Here is a 23179-nt window from a genome sequence, read left to right as displayed (position 1 = left end):
CGACAGCACCGGGCCGGGCGTCCACGGTGCGTCGCCGTCGCACCTGCACCGCACCGTCGGTGACGCCATCCGGTTCCGTGGACGGGACTCGCGGACGTGGCCCTGCGGATCGGGCTGTGCCAGACTCAGCCACCGTGCAGGATCCTGACTCGGTCTCCGGTCCCAACCTCGCCGACCGTCTTCGCCGGGCGGCGGCCCGGCACCCGGGCAAGCCCGCCCTGCATTGGCAGGATCGGACGATCACCTGGTCCGAACTGGACGAGGCGGTGAGCGGTGCGGCCCGGGCGCTGGCCGACACGGTGCCGGGGGCCGACGCGACCCGGCCAGCGACGCGGGTCGCCGTGGCGTTGCCGAACGTGCCGGATTTCGTGATCAGCCTGCTCGGCGCGCTGCGCGCCGGACTGACCGCGGTACCGGTGAATCCCGGCCTGACCGGGCGCGAGCTGCGACACGTCCTGGCCGACTCGGGCGCGTCGGTGCTGATCGGTACCGAGCGGATCCGGGGCCTGGTGGCGGACTTGGACCTGCCCGCGCTGGTCGCGGTGCACACCGGCGCACCGACCGGCGGTGACGATCGGACCTTCCCGGTCCGGGGCGCCGACGACCTGGCGATGCTGCTGTACACCTCGGGCACCTCTGGCTGGCCCAAGGGAGCCATGCTCTCCCACGGGGCGTTGGCGGCCAACCACGAACAGATCGGCCGGATCGACCCGCCGGTGGTCGGCCCGGACGACACCGTGCTGCTGGCCCTGCCGCTGTTCCACGCCTACGGGCTGAACTCCGGGCTGGGTGCGGTGCTCCACCATGGTGCGACCGGAGTCCTGGTCGACGACGCGGGATCCGACGCGGCGCTCGCCGAGATCGCCCGGCACCGGGTGAGCGTCCTGGTGGGCGTACCGTCGATGGTGCAGGCCTGGACCCGGGCGGGTGCCGACAACCTCGCTGCGGCGATGGCCGCGGTGCGGACCGTGGTGTGCGGCGCGGCGCCGCTGGAGCCGGCCGACGCGGCGCGCTTCACCGAGGCCGCCGGGCGTCCGGTACACGTCGGGTACGGCCTGACCGAGACCGCCCCGGTGCTCACCTCGACCCTGGTCGGCGGCGAACCTCGGCCCGGCTCGATCGGCCGTCCGTTGCCCGGCGTGCAGGTGCGGCTGATCGGTGCGGACGGCACGGAGCTGTGGCGCGACGGAGTGGCCGCGTCCGACGACGATCCGGACGAGATGGACCTCACCGACCCGGCCTCGGGCACCGATCCGGGGCAGCTCGTGGTGCGTGGCCCGAACCTGTTCTCCGGATACTGGCCGGACGGCGCGGGCGGACCGGACGCCGACGGCTGGTGGCCCACCGGCGACGTGGCGTACGCCGATGCCGACGGCGACCTCTTCCTGGTCGACCGGATCGGCGAGCTGATCCTGGTCAACGGCTTCAACGTGTATCCGCACGAGGTGGAGCTGGTGCTGTCGGCCCATCCCGCGGTGGCGGAGTCGGCCGTAGTGGGTGTGCCGCACCCGAGGACCGGGGAGACTGTCCGGGCGTACGTGGTGCCTAGGCCGCAGGCCGCGGTGGCACGTGCCGAGCTGATCGACCACTGCACGCGTAACCTGGCCAGATTCAAGTGCCCGACCGAGGTCGAGTTCGTCGACGTGCTGCCGCGCTCGGTGATCGGAAAGGTACGCAAGACCCTGCTCGGTACGACGGAGGAGACCGATGCGTGAACCCCGCCTGACGCTGATCACCCGCCCCGGCTGTCACCTCTGTGCGGACGCCAAGGCGGCGCTCGACCGGGTGGTCGCGGTCACCGGCGACCGGTGGACCGAACGGGATGTCAGCGGCGACGTGGAGCTGGAGCGCGAGTACGGCGACCGGCTGCCGGTGGTGCTGCTCGACGGCAGGGAACACGGCTACTGGCGGGTCGAGGAGGAACGGCTGCTGCGCGACCTGACCACCCCGCAGCTCTGAGGCCGCCGCGCCGGGACATGGCCGGATAGGGTGCGGCGATGACCCCTGCGAGCGCTCATCTGGTGTGGGACTGGAACGGCACCCTGCTCAACGATCTGAGCCTCGTGGTTGCCTGTACCAACGCGGTGTTCGCCAGCGAAGGCGGGCCGAGCGTCACCCCCGACGAGCACCGGGTGAGGTTCCGCCGGCCGATCGCCGACTACTACGCGGAGATCCTCGGCCGCGCGGTGGACGACGACGCCTTCGGCCGGCTGGACAAGATCTTCCACGACGCGTACCGGATGGGTCTGACCACCTGTGAGCTGGCGCACGACGCCGTGGACGCGATGGCGGCCTGGTCGGGCAGCCAGTCCCTGTTGTCCATGTGGTTCCACGACGAGCTGGTGCCCGCCGTCGAGACGTACGGCCTGACCGGTCGGTTCTCCCGGGTCGACGGGCTGCGGGCGCAGATCGGCGGCGACCGCAAGGCGGAGTCGCTGGCGCGGCACCTCGACGCGTTGGGCGTCGACGGCCGGTCGGTGGTGCTGATCGGCGACTCGCTTGACGACGCTGACGCGGCCCGGTCCGTCGGTGCCCGCGCCGTCCTCTACAGCGGTGGCTTCACCGACCGCGCCCGGTTGCTCGCCTCCGGCCACCCCGTCGCCGACTCGCTCACCGAGGCCGTGACCCTCGCCACCGGTTCCACCGACCCACTGCGGCGTTCATGAGGTTGTCGGGGGCGAAATTCGGCGTGTCGGGGCGATAACTTCACGATCGGCGAATGGGAATGGGGGGCGAGGGCCACGTGTGATTGGTCAGAGAAGTCGGGATTGAGCGATAATCGCGCGGGCACCGATGGTGAGGTGGTGATCGATCTTGTGGGATGGAGGGGCCGGTGGGGGCGCGGGCCGTGCCAGCAAGATCGCGATTTGTGCACGTCTTCACAAGCGCCTACTCTGTAATTCCGACGCGCCCCGCTAGCACAGCCGGCAACATCGGTCGCCAGCGGGAGTCCCGAAACGGCCGACCGGTGGAGTTGGTCGAGGATCGCACCGCACGGAGTCTCATGAGTCAGCACCGTCACCCTGGCGCGCCCGGTCGCGCAGGTGCCGTCCCGGCGCTCCCGGACCTGCCCGAGGCGACGGTGGCCCGGCTCCCCGAGTACCTCCGTGCCCTGCACAACCTCGCGGAAACCGGTCACGAGACGGTTTCCAGCGAAGGGCTGGCCAATGCCGCCGGGGTGAACTCGGCCAAGCTCCGTAAGGACCTGTCCCAGCTCGGCTCGTACGGCACCCGGGGCGTGGGCTACGACGTCGGGCTGCTGATCGACCAGATCGAGTACGTGCTCGGGCTCACCCAGCGCCGGGCGGTCGCCCTGGTGGGTGTGGGTAACCTCGGTCACGCCCTGGCCGGCTACGACGGCTTCGCCAGCCGTGGGTTCCGGATCGCCGCCCTCCTCGACGCCGACCAGGAGCGGGTCGGTGAGGAGATCAACGGCCTGGTCGTGCAGCACATCGACGAGCTGCCCCGGGTGGCCGCCGAGGAATCGATCGCGATCGGTGTCATCGCCACCCCGGCCGCCGCCGCGCAACGGGTGGCGGACCAGTTGGTCGCCGTCGGCGTGACGAGCATCCTGAACTTCGCGCCGTGCGTACTCTCGGTCCCCGAAGGGGTCGACGTGCGCAAGGTCGACCTGGCCATCGAGTTGCAGATCCTGTCGTTCCACGAGCACCGCAAGGCATCCCTGACCGCGCTGCCCGCCGCCGGTGGGTCCGCCCTGACCGCCCTGCCCGGTGGTCTCGCGGTCACCGAGAGCCAGGAGGCGATCGGCACGTGAAACTCCTCGTCGTGGGCGCGTCCTACCGCACCGCACCGGTCGCCACCCTGGAACGACTCGCGGTGTCACCCAGCGGGCTCGACCGCACGCTGGGTCGGCTGGTCGCGCAGCCGTACGTGAGCGAGGCCGTGCTCGTCTCCACCTGTAACCGGGTGGAGGTCTACGCGGTGGTCTCCGGCTTCCACGGCGGCCTCGGCGACATCTGTGCCGTACTCGCCGAGCAGGCGGGTTGCCAGCCCGCCGCGCTGGCCAACCACCTCTACGTGCACTTCGACTCGGCTGCGGTGGATCACGTCTTCCGGGTCGCCGCCGGCCTGGACTCGATGGTGATCGGCGAGGCGCAGATCCTCGGGCAGCTACGTGACGCCTACCACTGGGCCAGCGCCGCCGACACCGCCGGCCGGCTGCTGCACGAGCTGATGCAGCAGGCGCTGCGGGTGGGAAAGCGGGCCCACTCGGAGACCGGCATCGACCGCGCCGGTCAGAGCGTGGTGACCGCCGCGCTGGGACTCGCCGCCGGTCACCTCGACGACGACCTCACGGGTCGACCCGCACTGATCGTCGGTGCCGGAGCGATGGGCTCGCTGGGCGTGGCGACGCTGTCCCGGCTCGGCGCCGGACCGCTGACGGTGACGAACCGGAGCACCGACCGCGCCGTCCGGCTGGCCGAGTCCTACGGAGCCGGCGCGCGACCGATGGCCGAGTTGGCCGACACACTCGCCACGGTGGACGTCGTGGTGGCCGCCACCGCCTCGCCCGAGCCGGTCCTCACCCGCGAGGTGGTCGCCGCCGCGACCGCCGACCGCGCCCCCGGGCGTGGTCCACTGGTCCTGCTCGACCTCGCGGTGCCGCGAGACGTCGGCCCCGGCGTGGCCGACCTGCCCGGCGTCGAGGTGATCGACATCGACCGGATGGCGGCGCTGCTCGCCGACGGCCCGGTCGCCGCCGACGCCGCCGCCGTCGAGCGGATCGTGGCCGGCGAGGTCGAGTCCTTCCTCTGCTGGCTGCGCGGTGCCGACGTGGCGCCGACCGTCGCCGCCCTGCGTGGCCGGGCCGACGACGTGGTCACCGCCGAGCTGCGCCGGCTCGCGCAACGCCGTCCCGACCTCAGCGACGACCAGCGTGCCGAGGTGGCCCGTACGGTGCACCGGGTGGTCCAGCGGTTGCTGCACCAGCCGACCGTCCGGGTCCGTCAGCTCGCCGCCGAACCCGGCGGCGACCAGTACACGGCCCTGCTGCGGGAACTGTTCGACCTCCAGGTCCCGCAGACCTCGCCGGTGGACACCGTGCCCGACATCACCCCACCCACCGGAGGCGACCGATGAACGAGGCCCCGCTGCGCCTCGGTACCCGGGGCAGCAAGCTGGCGATGGCCCAGTCGGGGCAGGTCGCCGGGGCGTTGACGGCGCGTACCGGACGTCCCGTGGAGCTGGTCGAGGTGGTGACCGCCGGCGACCGGTCCAGCGCGCCGGTGCACCGCCTCGGGGTGGGCGTGTTCGTCTCCGCACTACGTGACGCGCTGGTCGCCGGGACGATCGACTTCGCGGTCCACTCCTACAAGGACCTGCCCACCGCGACCGCGGCGGGGCTGCACATCGCCGCGGTGCCGCCGCGCCAGGATCCGCGTGACGCCCTCGTCGCCCGCGACGGCAGGACGCTCGCCGAACTTGCGCCCGGCGCGGTCGTCGGCACCGGCGCGCTGCGCCGGATCGCCCAGCTGCACGCGCTGGGCATGCCACTGTCGGTCACCCCGATCCGGGGCAACATCGACACCCGGCTGGCCCGGGTGCTCGGCCCGGAGGCCGACCTGGACGCCGTCGTCCTGGCCCGGGCGGGCCTGACCCGCATCGACCGCGCCGACGCCGTCACCGAGACGCTCGACCCGATGCTGATGCTGCCGGCCCCGGCTCAGGGAGCCCTGGCGGTGGAATGCCGGCTCGACGACACCGACCTGGTCGAGTTGCTCGCCCTGCTCGACCACGCACCGTCACGCGCCGCGGTCACCGCGGAGCGGGCGATGCTGGCCACCCTGGAGGCCGGATGCTCCGCTCCGGTCGCCGCCTACGCCGAACTCGCCGAGGGCGACAACGGCGATGAGATCTACCTGCGCGGGGCGGTGATCAGCCCGGACGGTACGCACGAGGTCCGGCTGTCCCGCACCGGTACGCCCGCCGACGCGGCGGAGATCGGTAAGGCACTCGCCGCCGAACTCCTCGACCTCGGCGCCGACTCGATCCTCGGCCCGCAAGGACACGACGGCCCGGGGACCCAGCAATTTGGGAGCACAGAATGACCCGCACCCGTAAGCCCGTAGGCCGTATCGCGTTCGTCGGGGCAGGACCCGGCGACCCGGGCCTGCTGACCCGCCGGGCGCACGACGCCCTGGTCGGCGCCGACCAGGTGGTGTACGACCGGGGAGTACCCGAGTCGCTGCTCGACGTCGTCCGGGCCGAGGCCAGCTCCGATGCCCAGTTCACGCCGGCCGAGGGCGCGCCGGGCGATGTGGCCAAGATCCTGATCTCGGCGGCCCGCTCCGGGCAGAACGCGGTGCACCTGGTGGCCGGCGATCCGTTCGGGCACGACTCGGTGGTCAAGGAGGTGCAGGCGGTGGCGCGTACCGCCGCGCACTTCGAGGTGGTTCCCGGGGTCGGCCAGGCCGAGGGGGTGGCCACCTACGCGGGCGTGCCGCTGCCGGGCGTACGCACCGCCGCCGACGTCGAGGACGTCAGCGTCCTGGACTTCGACGCGCTGGCGGCGGCCGTGCAGCGCGGTTCGCTGGCGCTGGCGGTCGACGCCGGTGACCTGGCCGCGATCCGTGACGGGCTGCTGGCCGCCGGCGTGAACGGCGCCACCGACGTCGGAGTGACCGGGGACGGCACCGGGGAGACGCAGTACACCACCACGTCGACCGTGGACTCCTTCGTCGCGGCGGCTCTCGGTTTCACCGGCCGGGTCGTGCTGACCGTCGGCGACGGTGTTGGTCAGCGGGACAAGCTCAGCTGGTGGGAGAACCGCCCGCTGTACGGCTGGAAGGTGCTGGTGCCCCGCACCAAGGAGCAGGCCGGCGCGATGAGCGCCCGGCTGCGGGCGTACGGGGCGATTCCCTGTGAGGTGCCGACCATCGCGGTGGAGCCGCCGCGTACCCCCGCCCAGATGGAGCGGGCGGTCAAGGGCCTGGTCGACGGCAGGTACGCCTGGGTGATCTTCACCTCGGTCAACGCGGTGCGGGCGGTCTGGGAGAAGTTCGCCGAGCACGGGCTGGATGCCCGGCACTTCGGCGGCGTCAAGATCGCCTGTATCGGCGACGCCACGGCCGACGCCGTCCGGGCCTTCGGCATCCAGCCGGAGCTGATTCCCTCCGGTGAGCAGTCCTCCGAGGGGCTGCTGGCCGAGTTCTCGCCGCACGACGAGGTGCTCGACCCGGTCGGCCGGGTGCTGCTGCCGCGTGCCGACATCGCCACCGAGACCCTTGCCGCCGGGCTCACCGAGCGCGGCTGGGAGGTCGACGACGTGACCGCGTACCGGACCGTCCGGGCCGCTCCGCCGCCCGCCGAGATCCGGGACGCGATCAAGTCGGGCGGGTTCGACGCGGTGCTGTTCACCTCGTCCTCCACGGTCCGGAACCTGGTCGGCATCGCCGGCAAGCCGCACACGCGTACCGTTGTCGCTGTCATCGGGCCCAAGACGGCGGAGACCGCGACGGAGTTCGGCCTGCGGGTCGACGTCCAACCGCCGCACGCGTCGGTGCCCGATCTGGTGGAGGCGCTCGCCGGCTACGCCGTCGAGCTGCGGGAGAAGCTCGCCGCGATGCCGGCGAAGCAGCGCCGTGGCTCGAAGGTCCAGGGGCCGACCGCGCTGAGGTTCCGGTAGCCGTTCCGGCTCCGGCTGGTCGTCAGGGAGGGTTCATGGCGTACCCGGAGATGCGGCCCCGTCGGCTGCGCCGCACCGCGGCGATGCGTCGGCTGGTCGCCGAGACCCGCGTCGACCCGGCCGAGCTGGTCGTGCCGATGTTCGTCAAGGAGGGGCTGACCGAGCCGCGGGCCATCGCCTCGCTGCCGGGGGTGCTCCAGCACTCCCGTGACTCGCTGCGCAAGGCGGCGGTGGAGGCGGTGCAGGCCGGCGTCGGCGGGATCATGCTGTTCGGCGTGCCCGCGTCGCGCGACGAACGTGGCTCCGGCGGCATCGACCCGAACGGCATCCTGAACGTCGCGATCCGGGACGTGGTCGCCGAGGTGGGCGACGCGACGGTGGTGATGAGTGACCTCTGCCTGGACGAGTTCACCTCGCACGGGCACTGCGGGCTGCTCACCCCGGCCGGCGAGGTGGACAACGACGCCACCCTCGCCGCGTACGCCGAGATGGCCGTGGCTCAGGCCGCCGCCGGGGTCGGGGTGGTCGGGCCGTCCGGCATGATGGACGGTCAGGTCGGGGCGGTACGGGCGGCACTCGACGCGGCCGGTCACACCGACGTGGCCGTCCTCGCCTACGCCGTGAAGTACGCCTCGGCCTTCTTCGGCCCCTTCCGGGACGCTGTTGAGTCGGCGCTGGAGGGGGACCGACGGGCCTACCAGCAGGATCCGGCGAACCTGCGCGAGTCGCTGCGCGAGGTCGCGCTGGACGTCGCCGAGGGTGCCGACATGGTGATGGTCAAGCCGGCGCTGCCGTACCTCGACGTGGTGTCGGCGGTCCGCGCCGCCGTGGACGTGCCCGTGGCGGCCTATCAGGTCTCCGGCGAGTACGCGATGGTCGAGGCGGCCGCCGCGAACGGCTGGATCGACCGGGAGCGGGTGATGCTGGAAACCCTCACCTCGATCCGCCGCGCCGGTGCCCAGATCATCCTCAGCTACTGGGCTGTCGAGGCCGCCCAACTGCTCCGCCAGCGTTACTGACCCTCCTCGACCCCGAGCAGGCGACAACGCTGACGGCTGACGGCTGACGGCTGCGCTGTCGCGGCGGCCTGTTCACTCGCCAACCCCGTCCGCACTGGTGCGACCATCGACCGAACCAGCGCCATCACCCTGAGTAGTTTCTCTTCACCCTTGAGGTTGTTCTCCTCCCGTCCTTTGCTCTGCTTCAACCCGCGCACAGCTTGCAGAGGGTAGTTGACGGCGTGCGAAAAGCCGCGATCTCAACTTTCTTCGCCGCTGGTCAGAGCCTGTTGCGTGGGTTGAAGCAGAGCAAAGGGCGGGGAGGTGTTGTGGGAAGGGTCGGAGGGAGATGACCTGTCCGCCACTCACCGTGACTGTTACTCAGGGTAGCGGGCTGCAGCCGCAGCCGCAGCCGCAGCCGCAGCCGCAGCCGCAGCCGCAGCCGCAGCCGTAGCCGGGGCCGGAGCCGGGTGGGCTGTGAGGGGGTGGGCGGTGCGGAGGGTTCGGGATATCCACAGGTTTTTCCACAGGGGTTGCTGCCCTGGTTCGTGCAGCGGCACGCTCGGGCGCATGTCCAGTGTCTTGGAGCCGCCGGATCTCGGCCCCACGGTCGGTCCCTTTCCCATCGCCGGTCTGGTGCGACGTGCCCGCCGGATCGTCGGGCTCAGCCAGCTGCGGATGGCCCGGTTCGCCAAGGTCGCTCCGTCGACCGTTGCGCGGGTCGAGGCGGGCAGCTTGACGCCGAGCCTGGCCGTGCTGGAGCGGCTGCTGGGCGCGGCCGGTCTCTACCTCGTGGCCGTCGACCAGGAGGGGCGGGTAGTGCTGCCGATGGAGGTCTGGGACGACACCCGGGACGGCGCGGATCGTCGCTACCCGGCGCATCTCAACACGATTCTCGACCCGGAACCGGGCGAGTGGTGGGCGGACATCTACGGGCTGGCTCGACCGCCGGAGACCTACCACCGTTCCCGGGCCGACCGGGAGGCACGGCGGCGCCGTAGTCAGTGGGAGGTGCGGGTGGCCAAGTACCGTAACGTGCCACCTCCGCCTGACCCGCGTACCTGGTACCGGAACTGACGGCGGCGGAGGCGACCGGTCAGCGCGTCGCGTCGAGGCGGTGGACCAGCTCGGCGACGTCGATGCTGTATTCGCACCAGTCCCGGTCGGTGCGGTAGCCCAGCTCAGCGTTGACCTTGAGCATGGCCTCGTTGGCCTGCGCGTTCCAGGTCTGCACCTCAGTCAGTTGCGGCTCGGCCGAACGCAGTTCCAACAGCATCCGAGCCTTTATCGCCCGGTCGATGCCGTAGCCCCGGTGATCCTGCACCACGATCGTGTCGTACTGGTCGGCGCGGGTCGGATGCTGGGCCGGCACGACCACCTCGGTGAGGCCGGCCACCTCACCGGTCTGCTCGTGCAGGGCGAGCACGATGTACGGCTTCATGCCCCGTCGGTGCAGGCAGTCGAGGCTGTCCCGGAGCCGCTGCGGATCGTACGAGCTGGGTCGTAGCTCGCCGTCCTCGATGTCCCGGATCTCGGCCTTGGCCCGCGCGTACGCCTCGATCAGCTCGTCCGGCGGGCCACCGGGGTGGAACTGGACGCGGTAACCGGCGCCGAGCCCGGTCGACATCTGCGCCAACTCGGCCCAGTCGACGCCGGAGAGGTCGAGGACGCTGCGGGTCTCCACGTACTCCCGGCCGAAGCCGAGCGATTCGTAGAAGGCGACGGCGGGAGTGTCGCCGACCACCTCCACCCCGATCGACTCGAAGCCTTCCTGGTAGACCCGGCGGGCCGCGCGCAAGACGAGATCACGGCCCAGACCACTGCGCCGCGCGGACGGGTGGACCAGGACCTCCAGCACACCGATGTTGCCGAGCAGCAGCACGTGCACCTGACCGAGGATGGCTCCCGGAGCGCCGTCGACGTCTGGATCCTCCTGCGCGATCCAGGAGATCCGCCGTTCGCCCGGCATCACCTCGGCGAGGTATTCCCGCAGAGAACTCTCCCGCCACGGCGGATCCTGCGGAAGATCGGCCGCCAGGACCGCGTTCAGCGTGTCCAGCAGCGACGCGATCTCGGCGGACGACGCGGTCCTGGGGTCCCACTCGCGCACCATCACCCGTCTAGCTTGCCGTCATCCGCAGCCGGGGGGAAGTGTCCAGTTCTCCAATGTATGCGGACGATCACTTCACGTGCGACTGGCCTGTCCGTACCGGTTGGCGGCGTCGAAGACGTCCTGGGCGTACCTTCGGACATCGTTGTACGACAGGATCGCGTTCCACCAGTCGCCCGGAATGGTGAGGTTCCGGCCGCCCTTGCACAGGTACATCCCGGCCGCGAGCGCGGCGTCGTGGATGTTGTGCGGGTCCTTACGGCCGTCGTTGTCCGCGTCGGCGCCGATCTCCTCCCAGGTGGTCGGGATGAACTGCATCGGCCCGATCGCCCGGTCATAGGTGGTGTCGCGGTCCAACTCGCCCCGGTCGGTGTCGGCGATCCGCATCCGGTTGCCCTGACCGTCCAACGGCAGACCGATGATCTCCGGGACAGCCCTGCCGTCCGCGCCGAGCTGGGCGTTGTTGGCCTGTCCGTGGCGGGACTCGACCAGACCGATCGCGGCCAACGTGGTCCAGCTCAGGCCGCAGGCCCGGTCGGTCTCGGCGAGCACCAGCTCGGCGTAGCCGTACGCCTGCATGGCGATCGGGTCGATGCCGACCTTGGCGCCGGTGTCGCGGGCCCAGCCGGCCAGGGCGTCGGACGGGCGTCCACCGACCGGCCCGGCGGTGCCCGGCGGGGTCACGCCGGGCGGAAGGGTCGCGGTGGGGGGCGGGAACTGCCCCGGTGGCGGCACCTGACCGGACGGCGTCAGGTCGCTGGGCAGCGCGTCGGCGGTTCCGTCGACCGCCACCGGACGCGAAGCGCCAAGGGTGGCGGGCACCACCAGCGCGCCGGCCGTGGCGGTCGCGGCGACCAGGACGAGCAGGAACACGCCGGGCAGGGTCAGTCGGCCACTCGGCCGGCGCGACCAGGCGCGGGTCGCCCGGGCCGCGGCCCGGGGCCCGGGCAGGCGTACGGCGGGCCCGAAGCGCACCCGGCGGCGCCGGGCTGCCGGTGCGCCGGACTCCGGAGTGGACTCCTCGACAGTGGTCTTCGGCGTCGATTCCGCGTCGGGGACAGCCTCCGGCGCGGTCGTGGCGCTGCCCTTCGGGCCGTCCGGCGCAGTGGTGCCGGCGGTCGGGGCGCGGTCCGCCGTGGTGCCGGAGGCGGGGGTGTCGGCGGCTGGCGTGGTGCTGGCCGCCGCGCCGCCATCCGTCCTGTCGGGAGCCGTAGCGTCGCCCGTGGTGCCGGCGGCGTTGTCGATGGCCGCCGCCGGAACCGGGTCGGTGGAGGGCGGGGCCGGTGCCGCGTCGTCGGCGGGCTTGCCGGAACTCAGCCAGGGGCGGCGGGGACGGGGCAGCCTGGTTGCCGGCCCGTCCGGGCCGGCGCCGGAGTCGGCGCGCGGCGTGGCCGGTCGCAGGGGCCGCAGGGTGATGCGCTCTTCGCCGTCTGCCACCCGTCGAGTATCACCCATGTCTTCGCCGACGTCAGGTCCGGTCGTAGGCTGACGGCATGCCCCGGTACGAGTTCCGTTGTCGCGCCTGCGGCGCCACCTTCGAGGTCAACCGTCCGATGGCGCGGGCCGGTGAGCCGGCGTCCTGCCCGCAGGGGCACGCCGACACGGTGAAACTGCTCTCCACGGTCGCGGTCACCGGCCGTGGTGGCGGCGGGTCCGGCGCCTCGTCCGCACCCGCCGGTGGCGGTTGCTGTGGTGGCGGCTGCGGCTGCTGACCACGCCGGGACGGTTGGTCGACCGGTGGTACGGGTGGCTGCCGGCCTTGCCCGGACGCAGGGTCCGATGGCACCTTGGGTCGGAGTCTCGGCCGGCCGTTCTCACGATGCGTGATGATCCGGTCTCGGGAAGTATGGTGCCGAGACCAGGGGGGAGGTTCCACGCATGCCGCCACGGATCCACCTCCCGACCGGTTGGGTGACCTTCGTATTCACCGACATCGAGGGCTCCACCCGGTTGGCCCAGCTGCTCGGGTCCGGCTACCGACCGGTCCTCGCCGAGCACCGGCGGCTGCTGCGCCGGACGATCGCGGCGGCCGAGGGCGCGGAGCTGCTGACCGAGGGCGACTCGTTCTTCCTGGCCTTCGATGACGCGGGAGCGGCGTTGACCGCCTGTCTGACCGCGCAGCGGGCGCTCGGCGAGCACGAGTGGCCGACGCCCGAGGCGGCCCCCCGGGTCCGGATGGGACTGCACACCGGTTGGGCGGAGCCACGCGACGGCGAGTACGCCAGCCCCGAGGTGCACCGGGCCGCCCGGGTCGCCGCCGCCGCGCACGGCGGGCAGATCCTCTGCTCCGGTGCCACGGCGCGGCGGGCCCGGCCACTGCCGGCCGGCGCCTCCCTGCTCGACCTCGGGCTGCACCGGCTGCGTGGTTTCGACGACCGGGAACGGCTCTTCCAGCTCGTCGCACCCGGCCTGGAACGGCAGTTCCCACGGCCGCGTACCGCCGACGTGGTGGCGCACAACCTACCGATCCAGGTCACCACCTTCGTCGGTCGGCAGACCGAACGCGCCGAGCTGGGGCGACTGGTGGGTCGGCACCGGCTGGTCACCGTGCTCGGCGCGGGTGGCAGCGGCAAGACGCGGCTGGCCGTGGAGTTCGCCACCGACCTGGTGGACGAGTACCCGGACGGGGTGTGGTTCGTCGACATCGCCGCGGTCACCGACCCCGGACTTGTCGCTTTCGCCGTCGCCGCGGTGCTCGGTCTGCGGCCGGAGCCGGGCCGCCCGATGGTCGACACGCTTGTGGAGTACGCCGCTCCCCGCCGGATGCTGATCGTGCTCGACACCTGCGACGCCCAGCCGGCGTCCTGCGCCGACGCGGTCTCCCGACTGCTGGCCGGCGGCGGTGGCGTGCGGGTGCTGGCCACCACCCGGGAACCGCTGGGGTTGCCGGGCGAGGTGGTGTGGCGGATCCCGCCGTTGACCGTCGATCCGGCGCCCGACGGCACCGAGAGCGACGCGGTGGCGCTGCTGTTGGATCGGACGGCGGCGGCGCGGGGCGGGCGCCAGCCGGACCCGTCGGAGTCGGCCGACGTACGGCGGGTGGTGCGGCGACTTGACGGTTTGCCGCTCGCCATCGAGCTGGCCGCGGCCCGGCTACGGGTGCTCTCGGTGGGTCAGCTCGCCGAGCGGCTCGACGACGTCCTCGGCACGCTCGACGCCGGCCGCGAGGATCCGCTGCCGCTACCGACCGATCGGGGTAACACCGGTAACCAACGGGACACCGTCGACCTGGCCGCGGCGGCCACCGGTGTGAGTACCTCGACCCCGGCCAGCCGAGCGGCGGCCCGCTCGGCGGTCGAACGGCACCTGACCATGCAGGCGACGGTGACCTGGTCCTACCGGACGCTCGGGCCGCGTGCCGCGCGACTGCTGCGCTGGCTGGCGGTCTTCGCCGGCCCGGTCGACCTGCCGACGGTGGAGTGGCTGCTCGACGACGACCCGCTCGATCCGCTGTCGGTGCTTGTCGACAAGTCGATGGTGCTGGCGGAACCGCACGTGACCGGCTGCACCTACCGGATGCTCGACCCCATCCGGGCGTACGCGGCGCGGCGGCTCGCCGACGCCGGGGAGGAGCAGGCGGCCCGTGACCGGCACGTGGCCTGGTCGGCGCACGCCCTTGAACGGGCTCACCTCGGCCCGGACGGGCAGCCGGTGACGCTGTCGCTGTACGCGCTTGATCCACTCGCCGGTGAGCTGCGCGCCGCGCTGCGCTGGTGCGCCACGGGTGGCAGTGCCCGGGCCGGCCTGCGGCTGGCCGGCGGACTGGACCAGTGGTGGCGTGAGCGCGGGCTGGCCCGGGAAGGGCGGCTCTGGCTGTTCCGGTTGTACGGTCGACTGGCCGAGACCGGCGAGGTGGTCCCGGAGGACGAACTGGCGGCGGCCTACCACATGCATTCGCTGCACGCCGGTGGCGACGGCGAGTTCGGCGAGGAGCTGCGCTACTCGCAGCGGGCCGAGGCGGCGGCGCGTCAGGCCGGAGATGCCGGTCTGCTGGCCCGGGTGCTCGCCGGCCGCGCCGCGCCGCTCGTCGACATGGGACAGTTCGCCGAGGCGGAGCGGGTCTGTCGGGAGGTCATCGACTGGGCGCAGGACCAGGGGGTCGAGTCGGAGGCGCTGTTCGCCGTGCTCCGGTTGGCTGAGCTGATGTGGCGGCGGGGCGCGCTGGACGAGGCGGCGGAGCTGCTCGGTGCGGCCCGGCCGGTGGAGGCGGCCCGACCGGCCGACCGGGGGCGTCGCTCGGTGGACATGCTGCTCGGCATGGTCGCGCTGGCTCGGGGTGACCTGGTGGCCGCGCACGAGCACCTGTTGGCGGCGCTCCGGTCCCGGATGAATCACGGTTTTCACGGGCGGGCCTGCGACACGTTGAACGCGGTCGCGGTGCGCTGCGCGCTCGGTGACCAGCCGCTGACCGCAGCCCGGCTCTTCGGTGCCGCCCAGGCGACCCGGGCGGGGCTGCGGTCGACGCCGGGCATCTACGAGGCGTACTGGACGCAGCGGCAGGCCGCGCTGCGGCTGGCGCTTGGCGACGCCGCCTTCGACGAGGCGTACGGCGAGGGGGCCGAACTGGGGTTGGACGAGGCGGTCGCGTTGGCGCTCGGGGTCGAGCATCCCGACCTGGTGGCCGATTCAGGGCGGTTCGCCACCGGCACGGGTCGCTCCGCCCCACGTCAGCCCAGCACGGTCGACCGTCACACCGAGCACGCCTGAGCGACGGTCGCTGACCGGCGGGACGCCCGGCCGCGGGTGCTGCCGGGCGTCCGTCGCCGGTCGTCAGGCGCGAGCGCGTCGTTCCGCGTCGGCCTTCATCCGGGCGGCCCGGTCGATGTCGGACTGCTGCACGGCGGCTACCGAACCGAAGATGGCGACCGCCTGGTAGTACGTCCACGCCAGGCTCAGGCAGGCCGGCCGGACGACGGAGTTGTACGTGGCACAGGACCGCTTCAGGTCCTCGTAGAAGGCGCTGTCGAGGCGCGGCTTGTTGGCACTGAACTGGCCGACCGCCTTGTAGTTGCGGTAGCCGAAGTCGTGTCGGGCGCAGGACAGACTGAACTTGAACCCGAGTGGGTTGTCCGGACTGGACGAGCAGTAGTCGGTGGACCAGTCGAAGTTGTACTCGGCCCAGGGTGCGCGATTCTGGCGGGCGGAGTACCAGGCGTTGTAGCTGCTGACGCTGGTCTGGGTCCAGCTGGACAGGACGGACAGCTTCTGCTGTGGGGTGACGGCCGCCGTGGCGGGGGAGGCCACGGCGAGGGCGGTGAGCAGCGCGAGCAGGCCCGAGGCGAGGGTGGTGGCGAGACGTCTGGGCATGGTCATACCTCCGCGGGGGTGTGCGGCAGAGCAGGTTACCGGCGAGTTACCGGGGTTCGATAAGTCTCGATCAATGGCGCGGCCTGCCGGTGTTACCCGCGAGAAATATTGGTGACCGGTGCCGAAACAGACGAATGCCCTGGACACCGGCGGTGTCCAGGGCGCTGACCGGGCGGCCTAGTCGAAGAAGCGGGCCAGGTGGGTGGCGGAGGGGCCGTCGTCATCCGGTCCCAGCGGGGTGAGGTCGGCGAAGATGGAGGCGCCGTCGCTGCCGGCGTGCAGGGGGTACCAGCGCGGGGTGCCCGGCGGTCGCATCACGCAGATGCCCTTGACGGTCTGCACGTCCAGCAGCCGCACGTGGGTCGGATCGGCCACCGCGTTCACATGCCCCCACCAGGGGCTCATCACGTGCAGTACGCCTCCGGGGCGGAGTACCCGGTGACACTCGTCCAGCAGCGGGAGAAAGTCGATCAGGTGTTCCAGGATGTGCACCGCGAACAGCACGTCCACCGAGTCGTCGGCCAGCGGCAGGGAGCCGGACAGGTCGGCGACCGCGTCCACGCCGGGGGCGGGGAAGATGTCGAGCCCGAGATTGCCCGGCCACTGCTTGGTGGCGCCGCAACCCAGGTCGACCACCACCGGGTCGCGCCCGCCGACCCGTACCCGGCACCAGACGCCGAAGACGCCGGCCAGCCGGCCGACCTGCTCGCGTACCAGTCGCAGCTGGGCCTGCTCGTCGACCTCGCCGGTCAGGTGGGCGACGCCCCGGTCGAAGCGGACCTCGACACCGAGCGGGCGCAGCCGCTCGTCGTGACGGACCTGGTCCGTCCATGCCTCGGTGAGGAACCCGTCCACCGCCCGCAGTCGCTCGGCGGAGGACGGAGAATGTGCCAACGCGACCATGCCGGGCCACCTCCGGCCGGCCCGTTACCCGGATAGTCGCCCGGTATGCGTTGGTTGTGGGGAAAACTCGCGCCGGGTCAGCGCGGGATGGGCCGCCGGGGACGTCCCGAACGCATCCGCTGCCGCGGCGCGGCCGCCGTCCGGGGTCGCTTCAGGTGATAGCGGTGCAACTCGTTGTTGCCCGGCAGGGACGGGTCCTCGCTCATCGCGACCAACTCCCAGCCCTGGTCGCCGGCCCGGTTGAGATGGGCCAGCGCGGTGTCGCCGTACGGCGTGACGTCGATCATGGAACCGTCCGGGCCGTACCAGGAAAAGATCACCTCGAACCCGAGGTCGTTGGTGGCGGCCTGGCGGCGCCGCACCAACAGGGCGTACTCCCACCTGAGCATGGAGTCATTGTCGCCCCGCCGTCCGGATTTCGCCGGATCAGAACTCGGTGATCCGCCCGGCGTCCACCCGCAGCCGCCGGTCCAGGCGTACCGCCTCCAGCATCCGCCGGTCGTGGGTCACCAGCAGCAGCGTGCCCGGGAAGCTGGCCAGGGCGGACTCCAACTGCTCGATGGCCGGCAGATCGAGGTGGTTGGTCGGCTCGTCCAGCACCAGCAGGTTGACGCCGCGCCCCTGCAACAGGGCCAACGCGGCCCGGGTCCGTTCGCCGGGGGAGAGCGTCGCGGCCGGGCGCAGCACGTGCTGCGCGCGCAGGCCGAACTTGGCCAGCAGCGTCCGCGCGTCCGCCGGCGACAGGTCCGGCACCGCGGCCCGGAACGCCTCCAGCAGCGGCGCGTCACCGAGGAACAGCCCACGGGCCTGGTCCACCTCGCCGACCACCACGCCCGGCCCGAGCGCGGCCTGGCCGGCGTCCAGCGGCAACCGGCCGAGCAGGGCGGCCAGCAGGGTCGACTTGCCGGAACCGTTCGCCCCGGTCACCGCCACCCGGTCCGCCCAGTCGATCTGGAGGTTCACCGGGCCGAGGGTGAAATCTCCCCGGCGTACCACGGCGTCGCGGAGCGTGGCCACGACGGCGCCGGCGCGGGGCGCGGCGGCGATCTCCATCCGCAGCTCCCACTCCTTGCGTGGCTCCTCCACCACCTCCAGACGTTCGATCAGCCGCTCGGTCTGCCGGGCCTTCGCCGCCTGCTTCTCGGACGCCTCGGACCGGAACTTCCGGCCGATCTTGTCGTTGTCGGTGGCCTTGCGCCGGGCGTTGCGGACCCCCTTCTCCATCCAGGCCCGCTGGGTACGCGCCCGAGCCTGGAGCGCGGACCGGGTGTCGGCGTACTCCTCGTAGTCCGCGCGCGCCTGGCGGCGGGCCACCTCCCGCTCCTCCAGGTACGCCGTGTATCCGCCCCCGAAGTGGTTCACCTGCTGCTGGTGCAGGTCCAGCTCCAGCACCGAGGTGACCGTGCGGGCCAGGAACTCCCGGTCGTGGCTGACCAGCACCGTGCCGGCGCGCAGGCCGGTGACGAAGTTCTCCAGTCGGTCCAGCCCGGCCAGGTCGAGATCGTTCGTCGGCTCGTCGAGCAGGAACACGTCGTACCGGCTGAGCAGCAGCGACGCCAGCCCGGCGCGGGCGGCCTGGCCACCGGAGAGGCTGGTCATCTGCTGGTCGAGATCGACGGCGAGGCCCAGTTCGGCGGCCACCTCCTCGGCCCGCTCGTCCAGATCGGCCCCGCCGAGCCCGAGCCAGCCCTCCAACGCGGCGGCGTACGCGTCGTCCGCGCCCGGCCGGCCGGCGGTCAGCGCCTCCGTCGCCGCGTCGAGAGCGGACTGCGCCCCGGTCACGCCGGTGCGGCGGGCCAGGAAGGCACGCACCGTCTCCCCGGGCCGGCGCTCCGGCTCCTGGGGCAGGTGCCCGACGCTCGCGCCGGGCGGGCTCACCGCGACACCGCCGGCCTCGACCGGCAACAGACCGGCGAGCGTACGCAGCAGCGTCGACTTGCCGGCTCCGTTGGCCCCGACCAGGCCGACCACGTCACCGGGGGCGACCACGAGATCCAGACCGGTGAAGAGGGTTCGTTCCCCGTGTCCGGCGGCGAGGTCCTTGGCGATCAGCGTGGCGCTCACAAGCAGCCGAGCCTACCCGTCGCCGCGCGGCCGACCCCCGGGACGAGGCAGACTCACGTGCGTGTTGACCACTCTGGCGATCGACTGCGGCGGCGGCGGGATCAAGGCGTCGGTCCTCGACGGCGCGGGCACCATGCGGGCCCAGCCGATGCGCGTGCCGACGCCGTACCCGCTGCCGCCGGACCTGTTCGTCCGGACGCTCGTGGAACTCGGCGGTCGGTTGCCGGCGGCCGGTCGGGTGACGGTGGGGATGCCGGGCATGATCCGGCACGGCGTGGTGGTGGCCACCCCGCACTACGTGACCCGTTCGGGCCCCCGCAGCCGGGTCGACCCGGCGCTGCTCGCCGAGTGGTCCGGGTTCGACGCCCGCAGCGCGCTCTCGACCGCGTTCGGCCTGCCGGCGCTGGTGCTCAACGACGCCGAGGTGCACGGTGCCGGGGTGGTCGCCGGCACCGGCTGCGAACTGGTGCTGACCCTCGGCACCGGGCTGGGCAGCGCCCTCTTCGACGGTGGGGTGCTCGCCCCGCACCTCGAACTGTCCCACGCTCCGGTGCGCTGGGGCACCACCTACGACACGTACGTCGGTGAGCCCGAACGCCGCCGGCTGGGCGACGCGTTCTGGTCCCGGCGGATCCGCCAGGTGGTGGAGGGGCTGCGTCCGGTGTTCCGCTGGGACCGGCTCTACCTGGGCGGCGGGAACTCGCGCCGGATCCGTCCCGAGCAGCTCACCCGGATGGGTGACGACGTGGTGGTGGTGCCCAACAGCGCCGGCATCGTCGGTGGCGTCCGCGCCTGGGACCTCGCCACCGTGTAGGACGGGAAAAGCGACCGGGAACAGTCGCGGTACGGCCGGTGTTGTGCCAGCGTCGGGACAGTGGTGCGACACGGAGGGGGTGGCGGCATGGATCTGCTGGCCGAGTACCGGCGGGCGACCCTGTTCTTCGAGGCGGGCGACCCCGGCGGCGCGGCCCGGCTGCTCGAACCGATCATCGAGGCGGAGCCGGACAACGCCTCCGTCCGACAGCTGCTGGCCCGGGCCTACTTCCAGTCGGCCCAGCTCAGCCGGGCCGAGGAGCAGCTGCGGGAGCTGGTCGACCGCAACCCCAGCGACCACTACGCCCACCACGTGCTGGGCCGGACGCTGGAACGGCTCAACCGTTACACCGACGCGCTGCGTCACCTGCGCATCGCGGCGGCCATGCACTCGTCGAACGACGACTACGCCGCGGCCCTGCGCCGGGTGGAGACCCGGGTCGGCGGCGGCCGCTGAGCTAGGAGAGAAGCGTCGGGAGGGCAGCCCGGACGGGCTGCCCTCCCGACGTCTGCGCGGCCCGGCAGCCGGCGTGGCCTGGGCGGCGCCCGGCGTGCCTACGATGGCCGCATGAGAGCCGACCGGGCGGTGGACGTGGCATGAAGCTGAAGCTGGACCTGCACGACATCTTCAACAAGGGCCACGACATCGACCGGGCACTGCGCGGGATCATGGACGAGGCGGTGGCCAAGAAGGCCACCCTCGTCGAGATCATCCCGGGCAAGGGCTCCGGCCAGCTCAAGAAGCGCGTGCTGCGCTTCCTCGACCAGAAGGACGTCAAGCAGCTCTACCACCGGGTCGAGAAGGACTCCAAGAACTTCGGCCGCCTCTTCGTCCACTTCCGCTGGAAGTAGCCGCCCTACAGCGGGTAGGTGCGGGCCACGGCGAGCATCTCGGAGCTGTGTGAGCCGGCGACGCCGACGTCCGGTGGGCGGGGCCGGAAGCCGGGTAGCGCGTCGAGGCCGTCACTGGCGTCCATCGCGCGCAGCGCGATCTTGTCCGCCGTTGGTGTGACGGTCAGCGTGACCTCGATCCCCTCGGGCGGCGGGGCGTGGAAGACCACCCCGAACCCCCAGCGGCCCTCGCGGCTCTCCACCGGGACCGACCGGCCCGCGACGACGACGCGCCGGACCTCGGCGGTGTTCGTGTCGACGTGCAGGGTGGTCAGGCGTACCTGGCGCTGCGGGGTGAGCCGCAGGGTCAGGGTGCGTTCGCCGTTCGCGGTGGTGTCGGTCAGCACGTCCAGCCGGGGCGCGGGCAGGTCCGCCGGCTGTGCCGGGCCGCCGAGCAACTCGTCGCCGCCGATTCCGGGGAACTCGTCGGCGACCTGGACCGGGCCGTCCACGTATTCGTCGGTCCAGGGCTGCGGCTCGGTCTCGTGACTGAGCCAGCGGGCCTGGCCGGTGCCGGCGTCCAGCGCGTACATCAGGTGGGTGGGCGCGGGATGCGCGGCGTCGAACCGGTCGACGGCGAAGCCGACCCCGGCGAGGACCACGGTGGCCAGCGCGGCTGCCCCGGCCGGCAGGGCACCGAGCCGACGGGCCCGCAGCGCCGCCATGCCCCGCTGGCCGCCGGCCTGCGGGTGCAGCAGATCGATCACGGGCAGCGCGGCGAGACCGAGCAGCACCGCGAAGAGCGCCGCGACGCCGCCCATCGCCATGCCGAGCGCCGGGAAGAGCAGCACCACGGTGGGGAGCAGCAGGATCACCGCGACCGCCGCGGCGACGGTCACCGCGATCACCGGTACCGGTCCGTCGATCCGGCTGGCCAGCGCCACCAGCCCGCCGATCGCCCCGGCCAGGGCGGGCAGGGTCGCCAGGTACGCCCCACCGGGGGCCAGGAACGCCAGCAGCACGCCGAACAGCGCCAGCCAGCCGAGCCCGCCGACGGCCAGCGCGGCCGGACCGACCCGACGCCGGCTCAGCGCGTACCAGGCGAACACGACGGCGGCGGCCAGCGACAGCACGGCCAGCCGGTACCAGGTCGGCCGGTACGGGTCGAGCAGTTCGGCGTAGCCCGGTCGGAGGGCGGCGATCGCCGCCCAGAGGAGCTGGGCACCCACCGGTGCCACCACGATCGGCACCAGGGCCAGCCCGAAGCCGGCGGCCAGCCGACCGGTGGTGACCCGGTTCCGGCGTCGGGCGAGCCAGCCGAGCGTGACCACGCCGGCCAGCGCCAGCAGCGCCAACGGCAGCACCAGCCAGCCGGGGTAGCGGGCGAGGCCGCCGGGGACGGGAAAGTAGGTGGCGTCGTGACCCGCGCGCAGGTCGGCGAGGTCGATCCGGCCGAACTCCCGGGCGAGGCCGAGGGTGTTGTCGCCGTGGTGCTGAAGGCTGGCCCGGTCCATCGCCGCCGGGGTGTCAAGCGGCGTGTGGTAGATCGCACCCCCGTCGAGGTACGCCGAGTTCAGCCCGAGGAACCCCTCGTCGAGGAAGGCGGTGAAGTCGGTGTCGTTGGGCAGCGCGCGGTACACCTCCACCGCGAACGAGGTGCCCACCGGGTGCGGTGCCGCCTCGCCGAAGACCTCGACCAGACGGGCGTTCTCCGGCGACGTCTCGAACATGATCACCGGACCGGTGCGGCCCCGTGCCTCCAGGTTGAGCACCACCCCCTGGCCGGCGGCCAGCGGATGCTCGGAGGCGAACGCCGAGGCTCCGCAGAGGCACGCCTCCTCGGCGTCGGTGAGGACGAGGACGATGTCGTTGCGGGGCGCCGGGCCGTCGGTAAGCGCGCGGGCCACCTCCAGGATGGTCGCGACCCCGGCGGCGTCGTCGTTGCCGCCCGGCCCGGTCTGCACCGCGTCGTAGTGCGCGACCAGGAACACGGTGCCGGTGGGGTCGGCGCCGGGCAGCCGGGCCACCACGTTGCGGACCCGGGCCAGGGTGGCGCCGCCCGCCGCGCCGCTGAGCTGCCCGGCCTCCTCGGCGACCGTGTCCTGCACCTGCGTCTGGAACCCGAGGCCACGCAGTACGCCTTCCAGGTGGGCGCGGACCTCGTCGTTGGCCGGGCTGCCCGCGACGTGGGGCCGCCCGGCGACCCGCGTCACGTGCGGGTACGCGCGCGCCGCGCTGAACTCGCCGGCCGGCGCGTCGGCCGGGCGGGGTGCCGGAGGACGCAGGTCGAGCAGGGCGCTCGCGCCGACGGCGACGAGCGCGACGAGTGCCGCGAGCGCGGCGAGACGACGTCGACGTGGCCGGGTGAAGGCACGGTCGGTGACGGGGCTGGGGGGTGCGCCCACAGGTGGCTCCTCGCAAGGGGGTGGTGCTGGGGTGGACCATCATCCTCCATGCCACCCGAGGGTGCTCCGTCATGTTGTGTGCGAACGTTGTCTAATACAGGAT

Annotated in this window: 20 protein-coding genes and 1 pseudogene; 14 read left to right on the top strand and 7 right to left on the bottom strand. The window is 72.7% G+C overall.

Features of this window, described 5'->3' with window-relative positions:
* The first annotated feature begins 134 nt into the window (after positions 1-134).
* The 9 genes from O7605_RS06855 (at position 135) to O7605_RS06815 (ending at position 9720) form a co-directional block, all read left to right on the top strand.
* Positions 135-1715 (top strand): AMP-binding protein, encoded by a 1581-nt coding sequence (locus O7605_RS06855; RefSeq protein ID WP_269738388.1) that lies wholly within the window; start codon positions 135-137, stop codon positions 1713-1715.
* Positions 1708-1959, top strand: coding sequence for a glutaredoxin family protein (locus O7605_RS06850; protein WP_210829717.1), 252 nt, complete (start codon positions 1708-1710; stop codon positions 1957-1959). The genes O7605_RS06855 and O7605_RS06850 overlap by 8 nt, the downstream gene beginning before the upstream one ends.
* A gap of 38 nt (positions 1960-1997) precedes the next feature.
* The gene (locus O7605_RS06845) at positions 1998-2666 is read left to right on the top strand and encodes an HAD family hydrolase (protein ID WP_269738387.1); all 669 of its coding nucleotides are present in this window, start codon (positions 1998-2000) and stop codon (positions 2664-2666) included.
* A gap of 338 nt (positions 2667-3004) precedes the next feature.
* On the top strand, positions 3005-3775 hold the full coding sequence (locus O7605_RS06840) for a redox-sensing transcriptional repressor Rex (RefSeq protein WP_164448464.1): 771 nt from the start codon (positions 3005-3007) through the stop codon (positions 3773-3775).
* Complete coding sequence (locus O7605_RS06835) at positions 3772-5100, top strand: glutamyl-tRNA reductase (protein ID WP_269738386.1); 1329 nt, start codon at positions 3772-3774, stop codon at positions 5098-5100. Before O7605_RS06840 ends, O7605_RS06835 begins: the two co-directional genes overlap by 4 nt.
* A complete protein-coding gene (hemC, locus tag O7605_RS06830; RefSeq protein ID WP_269738385.1) occupies positions 5097-6068 on the top strand; it encodes a hydroxymethylbilane synthase in 972 nt (323 codons plus the stop codon). The genes O7605_RS06835 and hemC overlap by 4 nt, the downstream gene beginning before the upstream one ends.
* On the top strand, positions 6065-7645 hold the full coding sequence (locus O7605_RS06825) for a uroporphyrinogen-III synthase (protein WP_164448462.1): 1581 nt from the start codon (positions 6065-6067) through the stop codon (positions 7643-7645). The genes hemC and O7605_RS06825 overlap by 4 nt, the downstream gene beginning before the upstream one ends.
* Positions 7646-7680: 35 nt before the next feature.
* Positions 7681-8664, top strand: coding sequence for a porphobilinogen synthase (gene hemB / locus O7605_RS06820; RefSeq protein WP_269738384.1), 984 nt, complete (start codon positions 7681-7683; stop codon positions 8662-8664).
* A gap of 549 nt (positions 8665-9213) precedes the next feature.
* The gene (locus tag O7605_RS06815; RefSeq protein WP_269738383.1) at positions 9214-9720 is read left to right on the top strand and encodes a helix-turn-helix domain-containing protein; all 507 of its coding nucleotides are present in this window, start codon (positions 9214-9216) and stop codon (positions 9718-9720) included.
* A gap of 19 nt (positions 9721-9739) precedes the next feature.
* Here O7605_RS06815 and O7605_RS06810 read toward each other — a convergent pair whose 3' ends face one another.
* Together O7605_RS06810 and O7605_RS06805 are read right to left on the bottom strand one after the other, a co-directional pair.
* Positions 9740-10756, bottom strand: coding sequence for a GNAT family N-acetyltransferase (locus O7605_RS06810; protein WP_269738737.1), 1017 nt, complete (start codon positions 10754-10756; stop codon positions 9740-9742).
* 72 nt (positions 10757-10828) lie between these two features.
* A complete protein-coding gene (locus O7605_RS06805; protein ID WP_443083879.1) occupies positions 10829-12208 on the bottom strand; it encodes a lytic murein transglycosylase in 1380 nt (459 codons plus the stop codon).
* 38 nt (positions 12209-12246) lie between these two features.
* Between O7605_RS06805 and O7605_RS06800 the strand changes: the two genes are divergently transcribed.
* Together O7605_RS06800 and O7605_RS06795 are read left to right on the top strand one after the other, a co-directional pair.
* The gene (locus O7605_RS06800) at positions 12247-12465 is read left to right on the top strand and encodes an FmdB family zinc ribbon protein (RefSeq protein ID WP_269738381.1); all 219 of its coding nucleotides are present in this window, start codon (positions 12247-12249) and stop codon (positions 12463-12465) included.
* Positions 12466-12631: 166 nt separating this feature from the next.
* Positions 12632-15460, top strand: a complete 2829-nt coding sequence (locus O7605_RS06795; RefSeq protein WP_269738380.1) for an ATP-binding protein — start codon at positions 12632-12634, stop codon at positions 15458-15460.
* A 63-nt stretch (positions 15461-15523) separates the two neighbouring features.
* On the opposite strand, the gene O7605_RS06790 is transcribed toward O7605_RS06795, so the two are convergent.
* The 4 genes and pseudogenes from O7605_RS06790 to O7605_RS06775 all read right to left on the bottom strand — a co-directional run bounded on the left by O7605_RS06790 (position 15524) and on the right by O7605_RS06775 (position 19027).
* Positions 15524-16060: a phospholipase gene (locus tag O7605_RS06790; RefSeq protein ID WP_269738379.1), complete on the bottom strand. Its 537-nt coding sequence runs from the start codon at positions 16058-16060 to the stop codon at positions 15524-15526.
* A gap of 177 nt (positions 16061-16237) precedes the next feature.
* The gene (locus tag O7605_RS06785) at positions 16238-16963 is read right to left on the bottom strand and encodes a methyltransferase domain-containing protein (RefSeq protein ID WP_269738378.1); all 726 of its coding nucleotides are present in this window, start codon (positions 16961-16963) and stop codon (positions 16238-16240) included.
* A gap of 137 nt (positions 16964-17100) precedes the next feature.
* Positions 17101-17352 (bottom strand): annotated as a pseudogene (locus O7605_RS06780) (hypothetical protein); the annotation flags it as partial.
* 37 nt (positions 17353-17389) lie between these two features.
* Positions 17390-19027 carry an ABC-F family ATP-binding cassette domain-containing protein gene (locus O7605_RS06775; RefSeq protein WP_269738376.1) on the bottom strand — a complete coding sequence of 546 codons (1638 nt, stop codon included), beginning with the start codon at positions 19025-19027 and terminating at the stop codon, positions 17390-17392.
* Positions 19028-19088: 61 nt separating this feature from the next.
* Here O7605_RS06775 and O7605_RS06770 point away from each other — a divergent pair, with 61 nt between their 5' ends.
* From O7605_RS06770 to O7605_RS06760, 3 genes are all read left to right on the top strand, one after another.
* The gene (locus tag O7605_RS06770) at positions 19089-19841 is read left to right on the top strand and encodes an ROK family protein (protein WP_269738375.1); all 753 of its coding nucleotides are present in this window, start codon (positions 19089-19091) and stop codon (positions 19839-19841) included.
* A gap of 87 nt (positions 19842-19928) precedes the next feature.
* Positions 19929-20297 (top strand): tetratricopeptide repeat protein, encoded by a 369-nt coding sequence (locus O7605_RS06765; RefSeq protein ID WP_269738374.1) that lies wholly within the window; start codon positions 19929-19931, stop codon positions 20295-20297.
* A gap of 140 nt (positions 20298-20437) precedes the next feature.
* Complete coding sequence (locus O7605_RS06760) at positions 20438-20692, top strand: Smr/MutS family protein (protein ID WP_013736060.1); 255 nt, start codon at positions 20438-20440, stop codon at positions 20690-20692.
* Between the two features lie 5 nt (positions 20693-20697).
* Here O7605_RS06760 and O7605_RS06755 read toward each other — a convergent pair whose 3' ends face one another.
* Positions 20698-23076: a M28 family peptidase gene (locus O7605_RS06755; protein WP_269738373.1), complete on the bottom strand. Its 2379-nt coding sequence runs from the start codon at positions 23074-23076 to the stop codon at positions 20698-20700.
* Between the last annotated feature and the right edge of the window lie 103 nt (positions 23077-23179).

It is taken from the genome of Verrucosispora sp. WMMA2121 (assembly GCF_027460185.1).
In the GTDB taxonomy this organism is placed as follows: Bacteria; Actinomycetota; Actinomycetes; order Mycobacteriales; family Micromonosporaceae; genus Micromonospora; species Micromonospora palythoicola.
Note: the sequence above shows the minus strand (reverse complement) of the source record. Positions and strands in the feature narration are given on the sequence as shown.